At 52.2% G+C, this 20,516-nt stretch carries 14 protein-coding genes; 11 read left to right on the forward strand and 3 right to left on the reverse strand.

The window, feature by feature from the left end; all coding sequences use genetic code 11:
* Positions 1-2 precede the first annotated feature (2 nt).
* The 10 genes from MKY82_RS06615 (at position 3) to MKY82_RS06660 (ending at position 13,324) form a co-directional block, all read left to right on the forward strand.
* Positions 3-971, forward strand: coding sequence for a sugar ABC transporter permease (locus MKY82_RS06615; protein ID WP_216533217.1), 969 nt, complete (start codon positions 3-5; stop codon positions 969-971).
* A gap of 4 nt (positions 972-975) precedes the next feature.
* Positions 976-1,887 (forward strand): carbohydrate ABC transporter permease, encoded by a 912-nt coding sequence (locus MKY82_RS06620; RefSeq protein ID WP_071221217.1) that lies wholly within the window; start codon positions 976-978, stop codon positions 1,885-1,887.
* A 10-nt stretch (positions 1,888-1,897) separates the two neighbouring features.
* Entirely contained in the window at positions 1,898-3,361 is a 1,464-nt protein-coding gene (locus MKY82_RS06625) for a gluconolactonase (protein ID WP_339295779.1), read from the forward strand.
* Positions 3,342-3,962 (forward strand): Yip1 family protein, encoded by a 621-nt coding sequence (locus tag MKY82_RS06630; protein ID WP_194541273.1) that lies wholly within the window; start codon positions 3,342-3,344, stop codon positions 3,960-3,962. Before MKY82_RS06625 ends, MKY82_RS06630 begins: the two co-directional genes overlap by 20 nt.
* 15 nt (positions 3,963-3,977) lie before the next feature.
* Positions 3,978-6,554: a DUF5696 domain-containing protein gene (locus MKY82_RS06635; RefSeq protein ID WP_339295780.1), complete on the forward strand. Its 2,577-nt coding sequence runs from the start codon at positions 3,978-3,980 to the stop codon at positions 6,552-6,554.
* Entirely contained in the window at positions 6,551-7,450 is a 900-nt protein-coding gene (locus MKY82_RS06640) for a sugar ABC transporter permease (RefSeq protein WP_119849684.1), read from the forward strand. Before MKY82_RS06635 ends, MKY82_RS06640 begins: the two co-directional genes overlap by 4 nt.
* 44 nt (positions 7,451-7,494) lie before the next feature.
* Positions 7,495-8,490: a carbohydrate ABC transporter permease gene (locus MKY82_RS06645; RefSeq protein WP_220686308.1), complete on the forward strand. Its 996-nt coding sequence runs from the start codon at positions 7,495-7,497 to the stop codon at positions 8,488-8,490.
* Positions 8,491-8,724: 234 nt separating this feature from the next.
* On the forward strand, positions 8,725-9,741 hold the full coding sequence (locus MKY82_RS06650) for a glycosyl hydrolase (RefSeq protein ID WP_220686307.1): 1,017 nt from the start codon (positions 8,725-8,727) through the stop codon (positions 9,739-9,741).
* Between the two features lie 154 nt (positions 9,742-9,895).
* A complete protein-coding gene (locus MKY82_RS06655; protein WP_339295781.1) occupies positions 9,896-12,454 on the forward strand; it encodes a glycoside hydrolase family 2 protein in 2,559 nt (852 codons plus the stop codon).
* Positions 12,455-12,778: 324 nt separating this feature from the next.
* Positions 12,779-13,324 (forward strand): alpha/beta hydrolase, encoded by a 546-nt coding sequence (locus tag MKY82_RS06660; protein ID WP_339295782.1) that lies wholly within the window; start codon positions 12,779-12,781, stop codon positions 13,322-13,324.
* A 415-nt stretch (positions 13,325-13,739) separates the two neighbouring features.
* Here MKY82_RS06660 and MKY82_RS06665 read toward each other — a convergent pair whose 3' ends face one another.
* The 3 genes from MKY82_RS06665 to MKY82_RS06675 form a co-directional block, all read right to left on the reverse strand.
* Positions 13,740-15,560 (reverse strand): ABC transporter substrate-binding protein, encoded by a 1,821-nt coding sequence (locus tag MKY82_RS06665; RefSeq protein WP_194541280.1) that lies wholly within the window; start codon positions 15,558-15,560, stop codon positions 13,740-13,742.
* Between the two features lie 79 nt (positions 15,561-15,639).
* A complete protein-coding gene (locus MKY82_RS06670; protein WP_194541281.1) occupies positions 15,640-17,148 on the reverse strand; it encodes an ABC transporter permease in 1,509 nt (502 codons plus the stop codon).
* Positions 17,149-17,161: 13 nt separating this feature from the next.
* Entirely contained in the window at positions 17,162-18,604 is a 1,443-nt protein-coding gene (locus MKY82_RS06675) for an ABC transporter permease (RefSeq protein ID WP_220686304.1), read from the reverse strand.
* Between the two features lie 147 nt (positions 18,605-18,751).
* Between MKY82_RS06675 and MKY82_RS06680 the strand changes: the two genes are divergently transcribed.
* Positions 18,752-20,494, forward strand: a complete 1,743-nt coding sequence (locus MKY82_RS06680; RefSeq protein ID WP_220686303.1) for an ABC transporter ATP-binding protein — start codon at positions 18,752-18,754, stop codon at positions 20,492-20,494.
* The last annotated feature ends 22 nt before the right edge of the window (positions 20,495-20,516 follow it).

Raw genomic sequence — 20,516 nt, forward strand, 5'->3', positions numbered from 1 at the left:
AATTGCATAATGTCAGCCTTCAGGATCCTGAGGTTACGATCTCTGCCGCTGTTCACCCGGTGAAGCCGCAATCATGGTGGAAGCGGAAGCTGGCGGAGATCAAGGCCAGCAAGCATTCCTATATATTGCTTGCGCCTTATATGATCCTGTTCACGCTGTTTACCGTTTTTCCGGTCGTTATTTCCATGATTCTCAGCTTTACGTACTTCAACATGCTGGAATTTCCGCGGTTTGTCGGTTGGGATAATTACACGCGTTTGTTCCTGGAAGACGATATCTTTCTGGTTGCGCTGAAGAATACTCTTCTCTTCGCCGCCATCACAGGACCCATCAGCTATTTGGCCTGTTTCCTGTTTGCGTGGGTCATCAATGAGCTGGGTCCGCGGCTGCGGGCGTTCATGACTCTGATCTTCTATGCGCCTTCGATCTCCGGGAACATTTACTTCATCTGGCTGATGATCTTTTCGGGCGACCGATACGGCATAGCGAACGGCATGCTGATTAAGCTAGGCATCATCCTGGAGCCAATCCAATGGCTGAAGACCGAAGCGTTGATTATGCCGATCATCATTTTGGTCCAGCTGTGGCTCAGCCTCGGAACCGGCTTCCTGGCTTTCATCGCCGGACTTCAAACCGTTGATAAAACGCTCTACGAAGCCGGTGCCGTGGACGGGGTCCGCAACCGTTGGCAGGAGCTGTGGTACATTACGCTGCCTTCGATGCGGCCGCAGCTCATGTTCGGCGCGGTCATTCAGCTTACGACATCGTTTGCCGTGGCCGACGTATCAATTGCGCTTGCCGGTTTCCCGAGTGTGAATTATGCGGCGGAAACGATCGTAACGCATCTCATCGATTTTGGCACGACTCGTTTCGAGATGGGTTTTGCTTCGGCGATTGCGACCGTGCTGTTCATTCTGATGGTGGGAACCAACCTGATCGTCCAAAAATTGCTGCGCAAGGTAGGTGAGTAGACGCATGAGGGTTACATACGAACTTCCAAAAAAACGGGGCAGCCGCCTGCTGAACGTAAGTCTTAAAGGGCGCAGCAAACGGGTAAACCGCTCCTTCATGGGCACCTTCTCCCTGTTTGCGCTGCTGGCGGTGTTCGGCGCTTTCATGGCGCTGCCCTTGGTGTATGCCATCAACAATGCCTTCAAGCCGCTGGACGAGATTTTCTTGTTCCCGCCCACGTTGTTTGTCCGCAATCCCACGTGGAATAATTTTTCCGATTTGATCAACCTGCTCGGTCAGTCCTGGGTGCCGTTCTCGCGGTATATCTTCAATACGGTATTCATTACCGGCGTTGGCATTGTCGGGCACGTAATCTTTGCCTCCGCTGCGGCATATCCGCTGGCCAAGCACAAGTTTCCGGGCAAGGTTTTTCTGTTCCAAATCGTGGTGTTGTCTCTGATGTTCACGCCGGTCGTGACGGCGACGCCGAACTATATGATCCTGTCGTGGCTGGGACTGATCGACACCTACTGGGCGGTAATTATACCGGCATTCGGTTATTCGCTCGGCCTATACCTGATGAAGCAGTTCATGGAGCAGATACCGGATGCCCTGCTTGAAGCGGCCAAGATCGACGGAGCCAGCGAATACCGGATCTTCTGGTCCATCGTGATGCCTAACGTGAAGCCGGCGTGGCTTACCTTGATTATTTTGCTGTTCCAGATCCTATGGGGGACCGATGGCAACGGCTTTATTTACAGCGAGCAGCTCAAGACCCTGCACTATGCGTCCAATCAGATCATTCTGGGCGGTATATCCCGGGCCGGCGCAGGCGCGGCCGTGGCAGTCATCCTGATGAGTGTGCCGATTGTGCTCTTTCTGTTCTCGCAGAGCCGGATTATCGAGACGATGGCCACATCCGGGATGAAGGATTAGGGGGGATCACATGTCAGCGAAAAAATGGTTGCTATCGCTCGCGGCGGCCTCCCTGCTGCTAACCGGCTTGATGCCGGGGAGTGCATCCGCCAGTGCTCCGTATGAGAGCTATATCTACAATTATTGGGAGGAAACGGTTGCCGTGCCTGCAGCCTATCTGCCGGTACGCTCCGTGACGGGGAAAGATCTGGGTATCGGGGAGTTTTTGGAGCCCAGCGATATGCATGTGTCAGAGGCGGGGAACATCTACGTGCTGGACAGCGGCAATAAACGGATTGTATGCCTCGATGAAGCGTGGAATGTCGTTCGCGTCATTGATGCCTTTATGAATGAAGGGAAAGAGGACGGCTTTGCCAATCCTTCCGGCATCTTCATTGACGGGGACGAGAACATCTATGTTGCTGATACCGACCATCAGCGGGTTGTCATATTAACGGCGGAAGGCGCGCTTGTCCGGATCATTGAGCAGCCGGAATCGGATGTGCTGCCTCAAGGCTTTCAATTCATCCCGCTGAAAGTAACGGTGGATGAAGCCAAGCGGGTATTCGTTGTCGCCCGGGGTATTTATGAAGGCATTATGCAGTTTGAGGAGAACGGTACCTTTCTCGGTTACGTCGGAACGATTAAGGTAAAACGCGATTATGGCGATTATTTCTGGCGACTGGTATCAACGAGTGCCCAAAAAGCCCAGATGAGACTGTTCATCCCGACCGAATTCTCCAATCTGGATATCGACGCCAAAGGATTCGTTTACGCCACGAATATTGATGTCGGGTCCAAGGAGCCGATTAAACGCCTTAATCCGTCAGGTGAGGATGTGCTGAAACGCTTTGGCTACTTTCCGGTTGCCGGGGATATTTATTATCGGAGAACGGTAGGTCCCTCCAAGTTCGTTGATATTAAAGTGCTTGGCGACGGGATTTACAGCGCGCTCGACTCTACTCAGGGACGCGTATTCACCTATGATGAGTCCGGAAACCTGCTGTATGTCTACGGCGGCATCGGGAATCAGCTGGGCGTGTTTAAGACGCCGGCGGCGATTGAACAGCTTGGAGACCGTCAGCTTGTGCTGGACCGGGGAAAGGCAAGCATTGTCGTGTTCGAGCCAACCGAGTTCGGGAAACAGGTTAACCTTGCCGTGCGCCACCATTATCGCGGGGAAGACGCGGAGGCGGAAAGGTACTGGGAACGCGTGCTTCAGCTCAATGCCAACTATGACATCGCTTATATCGGTATAGGGAAAGCGAAGCTCATGAAGGGGGAGAACAAGGAAGCCCTTCGATATTTTGAGTTAGGCATGGACCGCAAAAATTATTCCGTTGCTTATAAACGCTACCGCAGAGAGGTCATGAAGGAGCATTTCGGCACCATTTTATCGGTTGGGACCAGCGTTGTGCTGCTCTATGCGGTCTATAGAACGGTGAGATACCGAAAGCAGAGGAGGGAAGGGAAGCATGAAACAGGATTATCTTAAATTCCCCCTTCATTTGATTGTTCACCCCTTCGACGGATATTGGGATCTAAAGTACGAGAATAGAGGTCGTCTCGGGGTTGCTTATGTCGTATTGGTGCTTGTGGTCATGGCCATGATTTTGCAGCGGCAATATGCGGGATTTCTGGTCAATTACAATGATCCGCGGACGCTGAGCAGCATCGACGAACTGATCTTTATCGTGCTCCCGTTCTTTCTGTGGTGCGTCTCCAACTGGTCGGTCACCACGCTCATGGGCGGGGAAGGGAAGTTTAAAGAAATCGTGATGGCCAGTGCGTATGCCCTGATTCCGATGGTGCTGATTTATCCGCCCTTGACGCTGGCGAGCAGGTTTATGGTGCAGGAAGAGACCGTGTTCTACTATCTGTTTACGACGGTTGCGGCGATTTGGTTTATCGGGCTGCTCTTTGTCGGCACGATGACGGTTCATCAGTACTCGGCCGGCAAAACGGTCGTCACGATGTTTCTGACCCTGATCGTAATGGGCATCATCGTATTTCTGGGCACGCTCGTGCTGAGCATGATGCAGCAGATTTACACGTTCGTTGTCAACGTTTACCGAGAGATCCTATTCAGGCAATAGAGGAGGCCGTGGGCCGTGAAAAAAAGAAAATGGCTGTACACGGTGCTTGCATGTACCGTTATAACGTGCATGGCTGCGGGCTTTCTGATCTACGTGAATCGGGGAGCACCGGCAGTTGACGTGGCGGCTTACCGAATCGCGGCAGCCGAGTCGACGCCGGGCGGTGAGCTGACCCTTCTGAACGACTCGACAGACGGCGTAGCCGGTATGGATCTGGTAGCGGAGACGGCGGCGCTTGCTCTGTATTATCATCCGGAAACGACCGAGGTGGCGGTACGGGATAAACGGAGCGATACGATATGGTACAGCAATCCGTCAGACCGCATGGAGGATGGAATTGCCTCGCCGTTTGAGAAGGAAGTGCTGTCTTCGCAATTGACGCTGACGTTCCGGGATGCGATCGGCACGCTTGAGACCTATCCGAACTATACGTGGAGTGTGATGAACGGGAACTACACGGTGGAAAGCTTGGACAACGGAATTCGCGTCACGTATACGCTTGGTGATGTGTCGCTCGGAATCGACGCCTTGCCGAAATACATCTCACAGGACCGATTGCAGGAGAAGGTGATCAGCAAGCTGGATGAGTCGCTGGCGAGATATGTGCAGGCCCGGTATTACCCCATGAAGGATAATCCGGCGATGCTGGAGCGATTGGATGACCAGATCAAGAAAGAGCTGGTGCTGAAAAAAATGCTGGGGGCGTTCGAGCAGGCCGGCTACACCGCGGAGGATCTTGCCTTTGATAACGAAGCGGGCGGAGGAGCCGCCGCAAGTGCCTCTTCGAAACCGCAGTTCAAGATTCCGCTCGAATACCGGCTGGAGGAGGATTCGCTGGTCGTTTCAATTCCGCTTGACCAGGTAACGGAAAGCGAGAGCCACCGTCTGCGCAGCGTGGAGCTGCTTCGTTATTTCGGCGCGGCCGGCTCGCAGGAACAGGGATATATGCTGGTCCCGGACGGCAGCGGCAGTCTCATTAAGCTGAATAACGGCAAAGTGAAGGAAGAGCAGTACGTGCAGCGGATATACGGCACCGATCCGAATAATAACAGCGGCAGCCGCGGGCAGGTGGCGGAGCAGGCGCGGATGCCCGTGTTCGGTATGAAGAGCGGTGATCGCGGCTGGTTTGCCGTGATTGAAGAAGGCGACGCCATCGCGAGCGTGTCCGCTGACATCGCAGGGAAGCAGAACTCGTACAATCATGCATTCAGCAGCTTTGCCGTGCGCGGCGAGGATATGCTGGAGCTTTACACCGGCAGTACGGTGCAGGAGATTCAGCTGCTGAATGACAAGCTCTACAGCGGCAATCTGGCGGTTAGATACAGCTTCCTGTCGGGTGATGAGGCCAGCTACTCGGGCATGGCGCGCTTGTATCAGCAAACGCTCGTGGAGGATAACCAGCTGACTCCACTGGAAGAAGACGAGGGGATCCCGTTCTATCTGGATATGCTGGGCAGCGTGGATAAACGGAGATCTTTTCTGGGCGTACCTTATGATGCCGTCGTCTCGATGACCACCTTCGAGCAGGCAGGGGAGATCGCCGCTCTTCTGAATGGCGAGGGCATCGCCAATCTCCGAATGCGTTACCTCGGCTGGTTCGGCAAAGGCGTCCATCACAAAACCCCGGTGAAGGTAAAGGCCGATCGCGTGGTTGGAAGCACAGCGGAGCTGAAGGCCCTATCCCAGCAATTGAAGGATTCCGGCGGCGGACTGTATCCGGATGTTGCCTTTCAGCACGTCTACCATGACGATGGGGCGTTCACTCCGTCATCCGATGCATCCCGTTTCGTGACCAGGGAAACGGCAGCGCTGCATCCGTATGACCGGAACATGAACCGGATGGATTCTTATTACGGTACGTACAATCTCATGTCGCCGGCGAAGCTTCCCTATTACGTGGACCGATTCGCGGGGCAATATGAACGTTTTGGCATCGGGGCTGTGTCATTGCGGGACCTGGGCGATGTTCTGAGCTCGGATTACCGGGTGCAGCGGGTGGTGTTCCGTGAAACCGCGAAGCTTATCGTGACCGATCAGCTGCAGAAGCTGCATGAGGTCTATCCGGATACGATGATTTCCGGCGCTAATGCATACAGCTGGGCTTATGCCAGCCACGTGATCGATGCACCGACGTCGAGCAGCGGATTCGGGCTGACGGATGAGGAAGTCCCCTTTTATCAAATGGTCATTCACGGATACCTGGATTATGCGGGGGCAGCAGTCAATAACCTGAATGAGCAAAATTTACGCAAGCAGCTTCTGCAGTCACTGGAATTCGGATCAGCTCCGCACTTCCTGTGGTCATATGAACAAAGCTCGAAGCTGAAGTACACGCGTTTTGATGACATGTACTCCACCCATTACAAGGATTGGTTCGAAGAAGCGGTTTCCTTGTACAAGGAGCTGAATGAGGTGCTGGCGCCGCTCCGGACGCAGCGGATGGTGGAGCATAAGCGGCATGAAAGCGGCGTGGTCGAAGTGAGGTACGAGAACGGCACGTCGATTCTGATCAATTATACCGATCAAGCCGTCGATGTTAACGGGGTCCTTGTGGAGCCGCAAAATTATGCTGTAGGGGGTGGCCGGGCATGAAAATGAGATTGTCCCTGACTCAGAAAAGATCCATGCTCGGTCTCCTTTTCATCGCACCATGGCTGATCGGTTTCATCTTTTTGTTTGCCGGACCTTTGCTCCAGTCCATCCTGTTCAGCTTCAGTAAATTGAACATTTCCCCCACAGGCTATGAACTGGAGTCGGTTGGATGGAGCAATTTCAACACGGCGCTGTTCGTGGACGCGAATTTCAACCGGATCTTGACGGAATCGATACTGGGCATGGTGGTGGACGTTCCGCTGATCTTGTTCTTCAGTTTGTTCTCCGCCATTCTGCTGAATCAGAAGTTCAGGGGGAGAGCCCTAGCAAGGGCGATATTCTTCCTGCCGGTCATCCTGGCGTCAGGCGCAATTTCCGCAGCGGAAACTTCCGGTCTGATTAATCTGGTCGGAAATGCTACGGTGGCCGAGGAGCTCGGGCAAGCTTCGGGGCAATTCAATGTGCTGTCGATGGTGCGCATTTTATCCGAGGCCGGATTTCCCCTTACCGTAACCGAGTATATTATCGGGGCGGTCATGAGGATCTACGATATTATCAGCAGCTCGGGTGTTCAGATTCTGATCTTTCTTGCCGCTTTGCAGGCCGTCCCGGGTTCAATGTACGAGGTCGCGAAGATCGAAGGGGCTACCGCTTATGAATCGTTCTGGAAAATCACCTTTCCGATGGTCAGTCCGCTCATCCTGACAAACATGATTTATACCATCATCGATTCGTTCGCGGACAGCACCGTGACCCGAACGATATACGAGACGGCTTTCAAAACGCAGAATTTCGGGCTCAGTGCCGCGATGGCTTGGCTGTATACCATCGTTATCAGCTTGCTGCTGATTATTATGGGGATCATCGTTTCAAGGAAAACCTTTTATCAAAACTAATGGCTAAGAGATTCCTGACGGGTACAGGAAAAAAGGAGGTCCGTATGGCATCGATTCGGGATCGCTCGGACGAAACGGCTCAGGAACGAATGAACCGGTTCAAGAACAAGGCGCTGCCTATTCTGTGGGCGGTGTTCCGCTACCTGCTGATCATCGGCATTACATTCATCATCATCTATCCGATCATCTCCAAGTTCTCTGTGGCGTTTAAAGACAAACAGGATATTTATAATCCAACGATTTATATGATTCCGGTGCATTTCACATTGGATAACTTCAAGCTCGTGCTCGACCTGCTGGATTATTGGCCGCTGCTGCTGAACACGATGATTTACGTATTCATCACGATGCTGCTGACCACGATGTCGACCGCGCTTGCCGGATATGGCTTTGCCCGGTTCACCTTTCCAGGAAGCAACCTGCTGTTCGGCCTAGTCGTGCTGACGATCTTGATTCCGATGAGCACGCTGATGGTACCGATGTATTTGCATTTTCGCAGCTTTGATATTCTGGGGCTGGTTCATTTGTTTACCGGAAAAGAAGGTGTTAACCTGCTGAACAGCTACTGGCCCTCGATTATTACTTCGGCTACGGCCACCGGGCTTAAAGCCGGACTGTTCATTTATATCTTCCGTCAATTTTTCCGGGGGCTCCCGAAGGAGATTGAGGAAGCCGCGCTGATTGACGGTGCAGGCGGGATTAAGACGTTTTTTGCGATCATGCTTCCCAATGCGATTCCGCCGCTTATTACGGTGACCCTGTTCTCGTTCGTCTGGCAGTATAATGACACCTTCTATACTTCGCTCTTTATGAGTGAGCAGTCGCTGATGCCGCTGAAGATCGCTTCCCTGCCCGCGGACGCGAACCAGTTTCTCCCGGCGCTGATGGGACTCGGTTCATCGGCCAAAGCCGATCCGAACTACGTGGCACTCGTGGTAGATACGGGGATATTGCTGGCCATTCTACCTCTTATTGGACTGTATTTGTTCGTGCAGCGCCACTTTGTGGAGAGCGTGGAGCGTACCGGGGTTGTCGGGTAAAGGCTGCTGCAGGACAGGTGCATCGCCGAAGGATCGATATCATCTCGCAGGATAGATGCCGTATTGGAGGAAGGGTCATGTCACAGGATGAATGTCGTGTTGCGGGATAGTTGCCGTGTTTTCAGGATGGATGTCGGGTTACTGGATAGGTGCCGTGTCGAGGGATAAGTCTTGTGCTTTGTTGCGGGCGGCAACCTTCACCTAATAAGAACTTACAGGACAGGAGTGAATCGCATGACAAAAGCAAGCAGCACCCGCTTTGAGGTCCAGCCGGACCTGATCAACCCGGCCGCTTCCGATCAAGCCAAACGGCTAATGGAGTATTTGTGCAGCATCTATGGCAAACGGATGCTGACAGGGCAGCAGATTGGCGTTGTATCCACGCCGGAGTTCGACATGATCCACGAGGTCACGGGGAAATACCCTGCCGTCGGCGGATTCGATTTCATGAATTACTCGCCTTCACGGGTGGAGCGCGGAGCCGAGTGTCAGGACACGGATCTGGCGATGAAGTGGTGGAATCGCGGCGGGATCGTGACCTTCTGCTGGCACTGGAACGCCCCGAAGGATTTGGTGGATTTGCCGCCGGATCGGACCTGGGGCAGAGGCTTTTACACCAATGCGACAACCTTTGATATCGCACAGGCGATGGCGGAGCCTTCATCGGAAGAGTACGGCCTTATCATCCGGGATATCGATGCTATTGCAATCGAACTTAAGCGTCTGCAGGATGCCGGCATCCCGGTGCTGTGGAGACCACTGCACGAGGCTTCGGGAGGCTGGTTCTGGTGGGGGGCCAAAGGCCCCGAGCCTTGCATCGCGCTCTGGAAGCTGATGTACGAACGCATGACGCATCACCACGAATTGAACAACCTCATCTGGGTATGGAACGGGCAGCACAGGGATTGGTATCCGGGCGATTCCTACGTCGATATCCTCGGAGAGGACATTTACCCGCCTGCCCGGGATTACGGTTCGCAATCTGAGCGGTTCCGCACGGCTTTATCGTATACGGATACGGCAAAAATCATTGCGCTGACCGAGAACGGCGTCATTCCCGACCCCGATCTCATGCTGGAGGACGGATGCCCGTGGGCATGGAATTGCACGTGGTATGGAAACTTCGTGTTCACAGAAGAAGGAAATGAACGGAGGTATTCAGAAGAGTATACGGACGAGCAGCAGCTGATCCGAACCTATCATCATCCGTTTACGGTCACGCTGGATGAGCTTCCGGATCTGAAAGGCTGAGCGGCCTTGTATCTGACAGGGATGCAGGCATAAGACGCAAGTAACGACTGTAGAGCTAGAGTGGAGAACAAGCTGATGCGCGGAGAAGCCATATCTGTATGGAATATGACCCGATCCGCATCAAATAAATATATAGAGATGGAGAGACTACATCATGAATCATAACGTTATGACCTTAAACCAATGGAAATTCAAAGCGTGCGACGAATCCGAGTGGCTTCCGGCACAGGTGCCGGGCTGCGTACACACGGACCTGCTGAAAAATGGCAAAATCCCGGATCCCTTCTACGGAACGAATGAGCATGACCTACAGTGGATCGACAAGAAGGATTGGGAGTATGAGACGACATTTGACCTGGATCCGAAGTTGAGCGCCCAATCCCGCATTGAACTCGTATTTGACGGCCTGGATACCTACGCGGACGTATTCGTCAACGGGACGAAGGTGCTTTCCGCGGATAATATGTTCCGTTCATGGCGGATCGATGTGAAATCGCAGCTAAAGATTTCCGGCAACGTGATTAACATTCGCTTCCGTTCCCCTATCCAGGAGGATCTGCCGAAGCTTGCGAAGCTCGGATATCCGCTGCCGGCTACGAATGACCAGTCTGAGCTTGGAGGCCTGGGCGATCAGAAACTGAGCATATTTTCCCGTAAAGCGCCTTATCATTATGGCTGGGATTGGGGACCGCGGTTTGTGACCAGCGGAATCTGGCGGGAAGCCCGGATTGAGGCTTGGTCCGAGGTGCGAATCGATGACTTGTTCATCCGTCAGGATGAGGTTACGGCTGACATGGCTAGAGTTACCGCAGTAGCTGCAATCGAAGCGGGGCAACCTTGGCAAGGGGTGCTGCGCGTAACCGCAGGCAGTCAGGTATGGGAACAGCAGGTACAGCTTGAAGAAGGCCGTCACTCGGTTGAATTAAATCTTGCGATTGCGGAGCCGAAGCTGTGGTGGTGCCGCGGCCTGGGCGAGGCTCATCTGTATTCGTTCCATGCCGAGCTGGTGGAAGCGGAACGGATCGTTGCAGGGAAAGAGGTTAGAACCGGCCTGCGCACCGTCAAGCTGGTACGGGAACAGGATAGCCGCGGCACTTCTTTTTACATCGAGCTTAACGGCAAGCCTGTGTTTGCCAAGGGGGCAAACCATATCCCGAATGACAGCTTCATAACGGAAGTGACGGCAGACCGTTACCGTCATGAAATCGCGTCCGCAGCGGAGTCCAACATGAACATGCTGCGCGTATGGGGCGGCGGTATTTATGAAGAGGACGTATTCTACGATCTGTGTGATGAATATGGAATCATGGTATGGCAGGATTTCATGTTCGCTTGCAGCATGTATCCAGGCGACGAGCCGTTTCTGGAGAACGTACGGCTGGAAGCGGAGGAGAACCTGGTCCGTCTGCGGAATCATCCGAGCATCGTGCTCTGGTGCGGCAACAACGAGATTGATTCTGCATGGGCGCATTATGAAGAGAAGGGCGGCTGGGGCTGGAAGCAGGACTATACCGAGGAACTCCGCGAGAAGATCTGGAGCGACTACGAAAAGGTATTCCACGAAATTCTGCCTGAGGCAGTAACCGGTTATGCACCGGGCGCGGAGTATTGGCCTTCATCCCCGCTGGTATCGCTCAGCCATGACAAGGAGCAGCATGCCAATCCGTCCACAACGAGCGGAGATATTCATTACTGGGGCGTATGGCATAATACGGAGCCGTTTGATAACTACAATGTTTATGTCGGCCGGTTCATGAGTGAATACGGATTCCAGTCCTTCCCGGAACCGAAGACGGTCCGTACCTACGCCGAAGACGGCGATATGGAGCTGGAGTCAACGGTTATGCTGGCGCACCAGAAGAACGGTGCCGGCAATCGCTTGATCAAGACTTATATGGATCAATATTATAACGAGCCGAAGGATTTTGAAGCTTTCCTGCATATGAGCCAGATTCAGCAGGCCGAAGCAATGAAGATGGCGATTGAAGCCCATCGCCGCAACAAACCGTACTGCATGGGTACATTGTACTGGCAGATGAATGACTGCTGGCCAGTCGCTTCGTGGGCGGGCATGGATTATCTCGGCAGATGGAAGGCGCTGCAATATGTTGCCAAGCGCAGTTTCCGGGATGTGAGTCTGTCGATCGAGTCCAAGGACTCCGACATTCTGGTCCATCTTGTATCTGACATTTCAGAAGAGGTCCAAGGGACTCTTAAGGTTCAGTTATTCGATTTTAACGGCAAAGAGCTCTATGTATCGGAGCAATCGATCCGTGCGGAAGAGCAAGCGTCGCTCGTTGTGTTCCGAGCTGTGAACGAGGAACTGCTTCGTGGACATGATCCAGCCGAGGTCGTGCTGTTGGCGCAATTGCTTAAGGACGGAGACGAGGTGGACAGCAAAACATTCTATTTCGTGAATGACAAACAACTTCGTCTGCATAGCCCGACCATCCAAGTGAAAGAGGTCGAGGGAAGCAACGGCACCACGTTTGTGCTGGAGAGCAACGTGCTTGCCCGCCACGTATGGCTGTCATCGGAAGCGGAAGGCTTCTACAGCGATAACTTCTTCGACTTGATACCGGGCATTCCGATGGCGGTTTCCTTCAGCTGCCGAAATAACGGAGAGCAGGCATTCGTACCGGGCAAGCCAGGTCAGGTCGAGGTTCGGTCCATGGCTGATTGCATTGACCCGGGGATGGTGCTGGCGATATAAAAAAGAGACCATAATAGATCCGCTAAAAAGAGCCGCCCCTTCAACCGATTCTGGTGAAGGGGCGGCTTGTTTGTCTTTAGTGGACCCATGAATTTGATGCTAACCATTTCTTTGTTGGCTTAATCATAAGCGGGTGATCACGGGGGTCGACACCTCGATCTGGATACCGTTATGTGATAAAGGGTATGCCATGGGTTGTGATACAGGTCGGATGTCAGCAAACGAAAAGAAGTCCGGCACGCTGCTATCAGTTATTTTAGGTTGGAACACATCCTGTTGGACATGCTCATACCCCATAAGCAAAGATCGGGAAGGAGGCTGAACATGAAAAAACAAGTTTTGTTCATCCATAGTGCAGGCCCGCAAGGTAATCACCAAGGCAGCAGCGGCTTGATCGCCCATCTACAAGAACAGCTCGGTGAAGCTTATCATGTTATATTCCCAGGCATGCCCGAGAATCTGGATTGTGCTCTGTGGAAAGCGCAGATAGCTAGTGAAATCGAGGAACTGGATGAGGAGCTTTTCCTCATAGGCCATTCCCTAGGCGGCTCGGTGCTACTGAAATATCTCTCGGAAGAAGGCTGCAAGCGAACCATCTCTGGACTGTTCTTGGTCGCAGCCCCCTATTGGGGCAAGGACGAGAATTGGCAGCATGAAGAGTATACGTTATCCAAGTCATTTGCAGCCAAGCTACCGCACATATCAAAGTTAATTCTATACCACAGCCGTCACGATCCAGTAGTACCTTTCGCGCATGCCCAGCACTACGCGAAGCAGCTGCCCCAAGCCGTCACCCGAACATACGAGGGTGACGATCACTACTTCGGCAAGGGCTTGCCCGAGCTTGTGGACGATATCAAGCGTAGATAAAAAAGGGACGAGATTAGCTGCCGCGTGGCGAATCATTCGTCCATGGTTTATGTGAAGCGCATCGAAGCAAAGGCCTACAACGTAATGTCCTACTTAAAGGTACTGCTCCAGCGGAGAAGGCGGAATGATTCTGGAGAAGCGATAGCGGTCTCCCGAAAGCTTTCTGAAAGAAAGCTGCATCGTAAGCGTAAACCGCACCCGGATTTCTACACTGGCCCATTCATTCATGAAATCTGGGGGCAACAGAGATCGGAAGAATCATCGCATGCGGAGCGATGCAAGAAACAGCCGGAGCGATGCAAAAGAATTCCTTACTCCCATTGCGATGCTATATGGGAGCCAGAGGTTAAGTGGCGCATATAAACCTCGCATCAAAAAAGACGACATCAGCTTTTCGCTAATGTCGTCCTCTTTTTTACTTGCTCGCTTTATATGCGCTCAAGAATTCCTTCACCTTCGCCGGATCGGCCACCAGCTCGTTGCCGGTTTTTACGATTGGGCTGACGGTGGAGTAGGCTTTGATTTTGTTATTGTTGTAGTAAGTCAAAATTTCATCCTGGTTGATGGAGTAGAGCACGGCTCTTCTCAGATCATCGCTTGTTGCCACATCACGGTTCTTCGTGTTGAACAGCAAGTAGGATACGGCGTTGCTTTCGATCGTTTGCAGCTTCAGCTTGCTGTCGCCTTTAACCACATCGTATTTCGTTTCAGGCACGCCGTAGTACAAGTGAATCTCGCCGCTGCGCAGTGCGGAAAGCGTGCTGTCTGCATCCTTGATAAAGCGCACCTTCACTTGCTCGATTTTCGGTTCGTGCTCGGTGCCCTTCATGTAGCCAGGGTTTTTGAAGAAGGTCGCTTCATAGTCATTTTTGGAAGACAGAATATAAGGACCGCTGGCATACAGCGTGTTGTTATATTTGTCGCCTTCGGTTACCGTGTTTTGGTCGCCGTAAGGGATGTCTTTGTTCACATCGAATTTCTCAACGTCATACGTGTTGATGGATTCCACTTGTTTCTTCGATACGATACCGGCCGATTGGTGAGCCAGGTAGTTCAACACTTGCGGGAACGGCTCAGTGGTCGTCAATTTAATGACTTGGTATTTACCGTCTTTCGTGCTTGCTTGATTCTTGTCGTCAACGAGGGAAGTGATCTTGGTATCCAAGCCAGCTTCCAGCGCATCCTTAATGCTTTCGCTGCCACCGGATACTTTGGTGTTCTCCAGTGCGCTCAGATCGGTTACAGCTTCAACCGTGTTGATATGCTCGTGAAGCGTGTAGGTGCGGTGATCCGGTACCGAATTTTTGTCTTTGGCTCTGTTCATGGAGAAGATGACATCGTTAGCGCCTACGCGCTCGCCGGAATCTTCAGCCTTTTTGTTTGTGATTTTAGCAAAGTTAATGTCGTCTCTAAGAATGAAGTAATACTCCGAGTTGCCTTCGCCAATGGCATGGTTATAAGACAGCGAGCCTTCGGATGTGATCTTGTCATCATCGGTCAGGTTGATCAGACGTACGTTCATGTTGGTGTTGATGATGTTGATGGAACCGTCATTACCCTTGATTGGATCAAGAGAAGTCAGTTCGGAGATCGATTGGGACAGAATTAGCGGCTGCGAAGCACGCTTGGATTGGTCTTTGAAATCAACGGCTTCCCAAGGAAGGGAACGGGATTTCGAGAGACGGACGGAATTTTCGTCCAGGACGTCCTTGTTGAACGCTTGGCTCTTCAAGGAGATGTACAATGGTGCGATATAAGCTTTGTCTGTTACAAGACGTTGTTCCAGCTGTTTGTAAGTCTCAACAGCGTCTTCAGGCGTTTGCGTTGCTGCTTGGTCGATCAGCTTGTCCACTTCTTCGTCGGACAGGATGCTGTAGTCGCCGCCGGTTTTGAACAGGGAACGAACGGCATAGTCAGGGTTACCCGTGACGGTAGTCCAGCTGGACAGCGCGATGTCGTAGTTGCCGGCATCCTGCTGTGCCTTGAAGCTGCCGTAGTCCGCCTGCAGATTCAGCTTCACGTTGAAGCCGTTCTTCGTGAGCTGGTCGCGAATGATGTTGACATCGGATTCGTTCGAGCTCATGCCAAGCAGTTCAATATTAACAGCGGATGTGTCTGTAGCTGTATCCGATGGTTCTTGCTGATTTTGCTGTGCATCATCTTTGGTTGTTACGTTGCATCCGGCCAGTACAATAACTAGCGAGAGAAACAGTAACAGCAAGGAACTCTTTTTCATTGGTGATACCCTCCTGAGTTGTATATATATAAAATATTTTTTGAAACCGATAGTTAGTGTGCCGAGGGCACGAAAAGTTTTAATCCAGTTTAGGATCCAGGGCATCCCGCAGTCCGTCGCCAAGGAAGTTGAAGGACAGGACAAGCCCAATGATGGCTAGACCCGGATAAATGGCCAAGTAGGAATGCGTCTCAAGATACGTGCTTCCGATCTTCAGGATATTCCCCCATTCCGGGATGTGCGGCTCAACGCCGAGACCCAGATAACTCAAGCTGCTCGTCGAGATGACGGCTGCACCAATGGTTAGCGTAGATTTGACAATCATGGGTGCAAGCGAGTTAGGAACGATATGCTTGAATATAATCGAGAAATTGCTGGAGCCGAAAGCTCTGGCCGCATCGACATATTCAAAGGTGGAGACCAGGAGCACGTTCGCCCTCATGGTTCTCGCATAAGTCGGAATTGCGCCTACGCTGAGCGCCAGGATGAGGTTGACGGTGTTGGCTCCGAATGCAGCAATGATCGCAATGGCGAGCAGGATGCCCGGAATGGCGTACAGCACGTCCAGCAAACGCATGATGATGTTGTCGGTATGGCGGCCATAGTAGCCGGAGATGGCACCGAGAACACCGCCGATGACAACCGGGATCGCTGTAGAGGCAAATCCGACGATCAGCGAGATTCGGGCACCGAATACGATTCGGGAGAACAAATCCCGGCCGAAGTTGTCCGTACCGAATGGGTACACAAGGCTTGGCGGCTGCAGGATGGCACTGTAATTGTTATCGATCGCGATGCTGTAATCAAAGGTAAACAGACTGCTTACCGACAGACAGAATAGGAAGATCACAAAGAACAGTCCGGACATGGCCGCCTGGTTGGCAGTAAGCTTCACCCACACGTCGCCCCAGCGGGTCATCGCCGGATTGCCGTTCTTGCGTATTTTCGCAAGCAGGTTGATGCCGAGCACCAAGGCAAAAATATTACCCGTCACCGCAGTCAGAATGAGCGGAAAGGCAAGCCAGGCCATCCGGGGAGGTGCAGAATTCGTTGTAACATATCGGGCAACGAGTATGAGCGCGATCAGCTGAATGACTGCAATAATCAGAAGCAAGGCCATCGCTGGCAGGAATGTATTCGAGACGTAAGGCTTAAACAGATTCAGTGCCGAGACCGCAATGACAAACAGCTGGGTTAACAGCATGTAGACGGCAATTGTATATTCAGGAGGCTTCTGTTTTTTTATCAGATTGAAACCGAACGTGACGGTAAACAGATTTCCTGTGACAATGCTCAGCAGCTGAATGTATCCCAGGATCCTTGTCGAGCGCCGGATTTCTCCCTGGCTATGAAGATCTCTGCGGATCAACAGCGTAATGATGATCTGAATGATGGTGAACAATGCATATGCCGCAAAGGCGGCGAACACCCACGGTTTGATGGTTCCCCCAGTGAAATCAAAGCTGTTCAGAAGCAGGATCACCGTTAAGGTCAAAGAAATAACCCATGTGAAGCTGGCTTGACTGTACTCGTGTGAGGATTTCAGCTGGTGTTTGGTTTCTTGTTTAGAAAGAAGCTTCTTGATCATGAGTACACCTGCTTTAGTATTGTTTCATCTTGGACCTGATCCGTGGATCGAAGAACGCGTACAAGATATCAATGATGACGTTCACCAGCGATATGGTAATGGCGGTGTAAACGACGCCGCCCATAATGGCCGGGATGTCAGGGATGAATTGTTTATCGACGATGTAGCTGCCGATTCCGCTGATGTTGAATACCTTCTCCGTAACGGCAGAGCCGCCGAGCATTCCGCCGAACTGAAGTCCGATGACCGTAATGATCGGAATGATGGCGTTGCGGACAGCATGCTTCATCAGAATGGTGCCCTTGCTGAGCCCCTTCGCTCTGGCCGTGATCATGTAATCTTCATTTATAACCTCCAGCGTAGAGGAGCGCGTCATTCTCGCTACCGAAGCGGTAAGTCCGGTACCGAGCACGATCACCGGCATGATCATGGACAACCAGTTCTCAGGGTTAAAGGTGGCGGGGAGCCACTGCAGCTTGATCGAGAAATTCAGGATGAAGATCAGTCCCTGCCAGAAGTTTGGAATGGACAGCCCGATCAGCGCGATAAACATAAACGTATAATCAAAAAACGAATTCGGTCTCGTAGCCGAGATAATCCCGATCGGCAATGCGATCACAATCGCGATAATCAGGGAAATGACCGTAAGCGTCAGCGTAATCGGGAACTTTCTGGCGATGCTTGAAGTAATCTCTTCATTGCCCGAGAAGGATTTGCCGAGATCGAAGTAGGCGATGCCTTTAATGTTGTTCCACAGCTGGGTGAGATAGCCCTGATCCAGTCCGTGCATTTTGTTAAAAGCCGCGATCTGTTCCGGCGTTGCCGTCTCGCCCAGAATGTTGGCCGCCGGGTTGAACGGCGACAAGTGGAGAATCGTAAAGACGAGCACCGCTACCCCGAAGATAACGAAGATCGTCATCACGAGTCTCTCCAGAATATATTTCAGGTAAGGATTGCTGTACAAAAAAATAAGGATGTACATCAGCAAGCCCGGAATAAGTGATATAATGAAGAACAACGGATTCTCGATGAGAGAACCAAACGTATCGGCCATGGTCAACCGTTTCCGGTTGCTCAGTTTCAGTTCCTTGACAGTCCGTTCCTTAAGGACTTCCCGGAATCTTGCTTCTACGATTTTGTCGACTTCCTGCCGAAGCTGCCCCTCATTGACTTTTTGCTTGAAGAAGTCGTGCTTGCGCTTCTGCTGCTCCATAATCTCGGAGCGAAGGGCCTCCAGATCTCCGGCAGCCAGCATCTCGCTGCGTATGCGGTTCTCAGCCGCCGCGTAGTCGTCCTTCTTTCTCTGAACCAAATAAAATAGGAAGACCACGAGATTCACGGGCGCTCCCAATAATAATAGTAAGTATCTATAAGAAGGATTCAGAAGGATCTTACTGTATGTGCTGCTTATCGAACCTATGAGTCTGTTTGGTCTTGCTGCTTCTGTCCCCCCCATAAGCTGCCTTTCCTCCTTGTTTCAAATTGCATTATTCCGAGTGATATAGTATATTTTATTTTAGCCTATTTTAAAAGTCAATAGATTATAAGAGTTGTAGATGATATTACTTTAATGACATAAACGCATAATGGCAGGTGAGCAGAGTTGGAACCGATATTGCAGGTTAGAAATTTGAGTGTAGCCTTTCAATCCCGTGATTCAGAATTTCACGCGGTGCGTGGGGTCAGCTTTGAAGTGAAGAAAGGGGAAACGCTCGGAATCGTTGGGGAATCGGGAAGCGGCAAAAGCGTCACCGCACGCTCGATCATGCGGCTGCTGCCTTCCCCGCCTTCTTATATGAAGGATGGGGAGATTCTGTTCCTTGGCCAGAACCTGGCGGAGAAAACCGAGAAAGAGATGGAGAGCATCCGCGGTCGCGATATCGGGATGATTTTTCAGGATCCGATGACCTCGCTTAATCCGACGATCCGAATCGGGGAACAAATATCAGAGAGCCTGGTCAAACACCAGAAGCTGTCCAAGCAGGAAGCGAAGCAGCAGGCGCTTGAGATGCTGAAGCTGGTCGGCATCCCGAACAGCGAAGCGCGTTATAATCAATATCCGCACGAGTTCTCGGGCGGCATGCGGCAGCGGGTGATGATCGCCATCGCCCTGGCGTGCAGACCTGCGCTGCTGATCGCGGACGAGCCGACGACGGCGCTTGACGTAACCATTCAGGCCCAGATCCTCAATCTGATGAAAAATATGCAGGAGCGCTTCGGTTCTTCCATTATATTGATCACGCATGACCTCGGCGTTGTTGCGGGCATGTGCGACCGTGTGGCGGTAATGAAGGACGGCGTGATTGTCGAGACGGGAACGACGGAGGAAATTTTCGAGAACCCTCAGCATCCCTACACCTTGAAGTTGTTAAACGCGCTTCCGCGCCTGGACGAGAAGAAGAAAGCGAAGCCCGCGCCGATCATTGTGCCAAGCACCGATTACAAGGGACCTCTGTTAGAGGTTAAATCCTTGAAGCAGTATTTTGATATGGGCAAAGGTAATGTGCTTAAAGCGGTGAATGATATCAGCTTTCACATTCAGGCTGGGGAAACGCTCGGGGTTGTCGGGGAATCCGGCAGCGGAAAATCGACGACGGGACGAGCCATCCTTCGCCTTCACCAGCCAACAGGCGGAGAAGTGCTGTATCAAGGAATGTCCGTAAATCGACTTTCTCCTTCGGAAATGAAGGCCATGCGGCGCCATATGCAGATGATTTTCCAGGATCCGTATGCCTCGCTCAACCCGAGATTGAAGGTGGTGGACATTATCGGCGAAGCGCTGGATGTCCACAAATTGACCAGCAGTAAGCAGGAGCGGAAGAAACGGGTCGAGGAGCTGCTGGATATGGTCGGATTGGATCCGGCCTATGCCACGCGCTACCCGCATGAATTCTCCGGAGGCCAGCGCCAGCGAATCGGGATTGCCCGGGCGCTTGCGGTGGAGCCGAAATTCATCGTGTGCGATGAGCCGCTCTCCGCGCTCGACGTGTCGATCCAATCGCAGATCGTGAAGCTGCTGGAGGAACTGCAGCATCGTCTAGGCTTGACCTATCTGTTTATTGCGCACGACCTGTCGATGGTGAAGCATATCAGTGACCGCGTTGCCGTTATGTATATGGGCAAAATCGTGGAGCTGGCTGAAAGCGAAGAGCTGTACTCCAATCCGCAGCATGATTATACGAAGTCCTTGCTCGCGGCGATTCCGGTACCCGATCCGAAGATCGAATCCAAGAAGAAACGGGTACTGCTGGAAGAGCGCACCGGTGAGGACAAATATAACCTCGAGCATTCGGAGCTTGTGGAAGTATCGGAAGGCCATTGGGTGGCCATGCCAACCGGAGCTTAATCGAACTATAACAGAACCTGTC

Source organism: Paenibacillus sp. FSL W7-1279, assembly GCF_037969845.1.
Classification (GTDB): domain Bacteria; phylum Bacillota; class Bacilli; order Paenibacillales; family Paenibacillaceae; genus Paenibacillus_AQ.

Coding starts and splice junctions, on each gene's coding strand:
- MKY82_RS06640 (WP_119849684.1), top strand. CDS start 6,551: ATGAAAATGAGATTGTCCCTGACTCAGAAAAGATCCATGCTCGGTCTC.
- MKY82_RS06650 (WP_220686307.1), top strand. CDS start 8,725: ATGACAAAAGCAAGCAGCACCCGCTTTGAGGTCCAGCCGGACCTGATC.
- MKY82_RS06660 (WP_339295782.1), top strand. CDS start 12,779: ATGAAAAAACAAGTTTTGTTCATCCATAGTGCAGGCCCGCAAGGTAAT.
- MKY82_RS06675 (WP_220686304.1), bottom strand. CDS start 18,604: ATGGGGGGGACAGAAGCAGCAAGACCAAACAGACTCATAGGTTCGATA.
- MKY82_RS06645 (WP_220686308.1), top strand. CDS start 7,495: ATGGCATCGATTCGGGATCGCTCGGACGAAACGGCTCAGGAACGAATG.
- MKY82_RS06620 (WP_071221217.1), top strand. CDS start 976: ATGAGGGTTACATACGAACTTCCAAAAAAACGGGGCAGCCGCCTGCTG.
- MKY82_RS06665 (WP_194541280.1), bottom strand. CDS start 15,560: ATGAAAAAGAGTTCCTTGCTGTTACTGTTTCTCTCGCTAGTTATTGTA.
- MKY82_RS06670 (WP_194541281.1), bottom strand. CDS start 17,148: ATGATCAAGAAGCTTCTTTCTAAACAAGAAACCAAACACCAGCTGAAA.
- MKY82_RS06630 (WP_194541273.1), top strand. CDS start 3,342: ATGAAACAGGATTATCTTAAATTCCCCCTTCATTTGATTGTTCACCCC.
- MKY82_RS06655 (WP_339295781.1), top strand. CDS start 9,896: ATGAATCATAACGTTATGACCTTAAACCAATGGAAATTCAAAGCGTGC.
- MKY82_RS06625 (WP_339295779.1), top strand. CDS start 1,898: ATGTCAGCGAAAAAATGGTTGCTATCGCTCGCGGCGGCCTCCCTGCTG.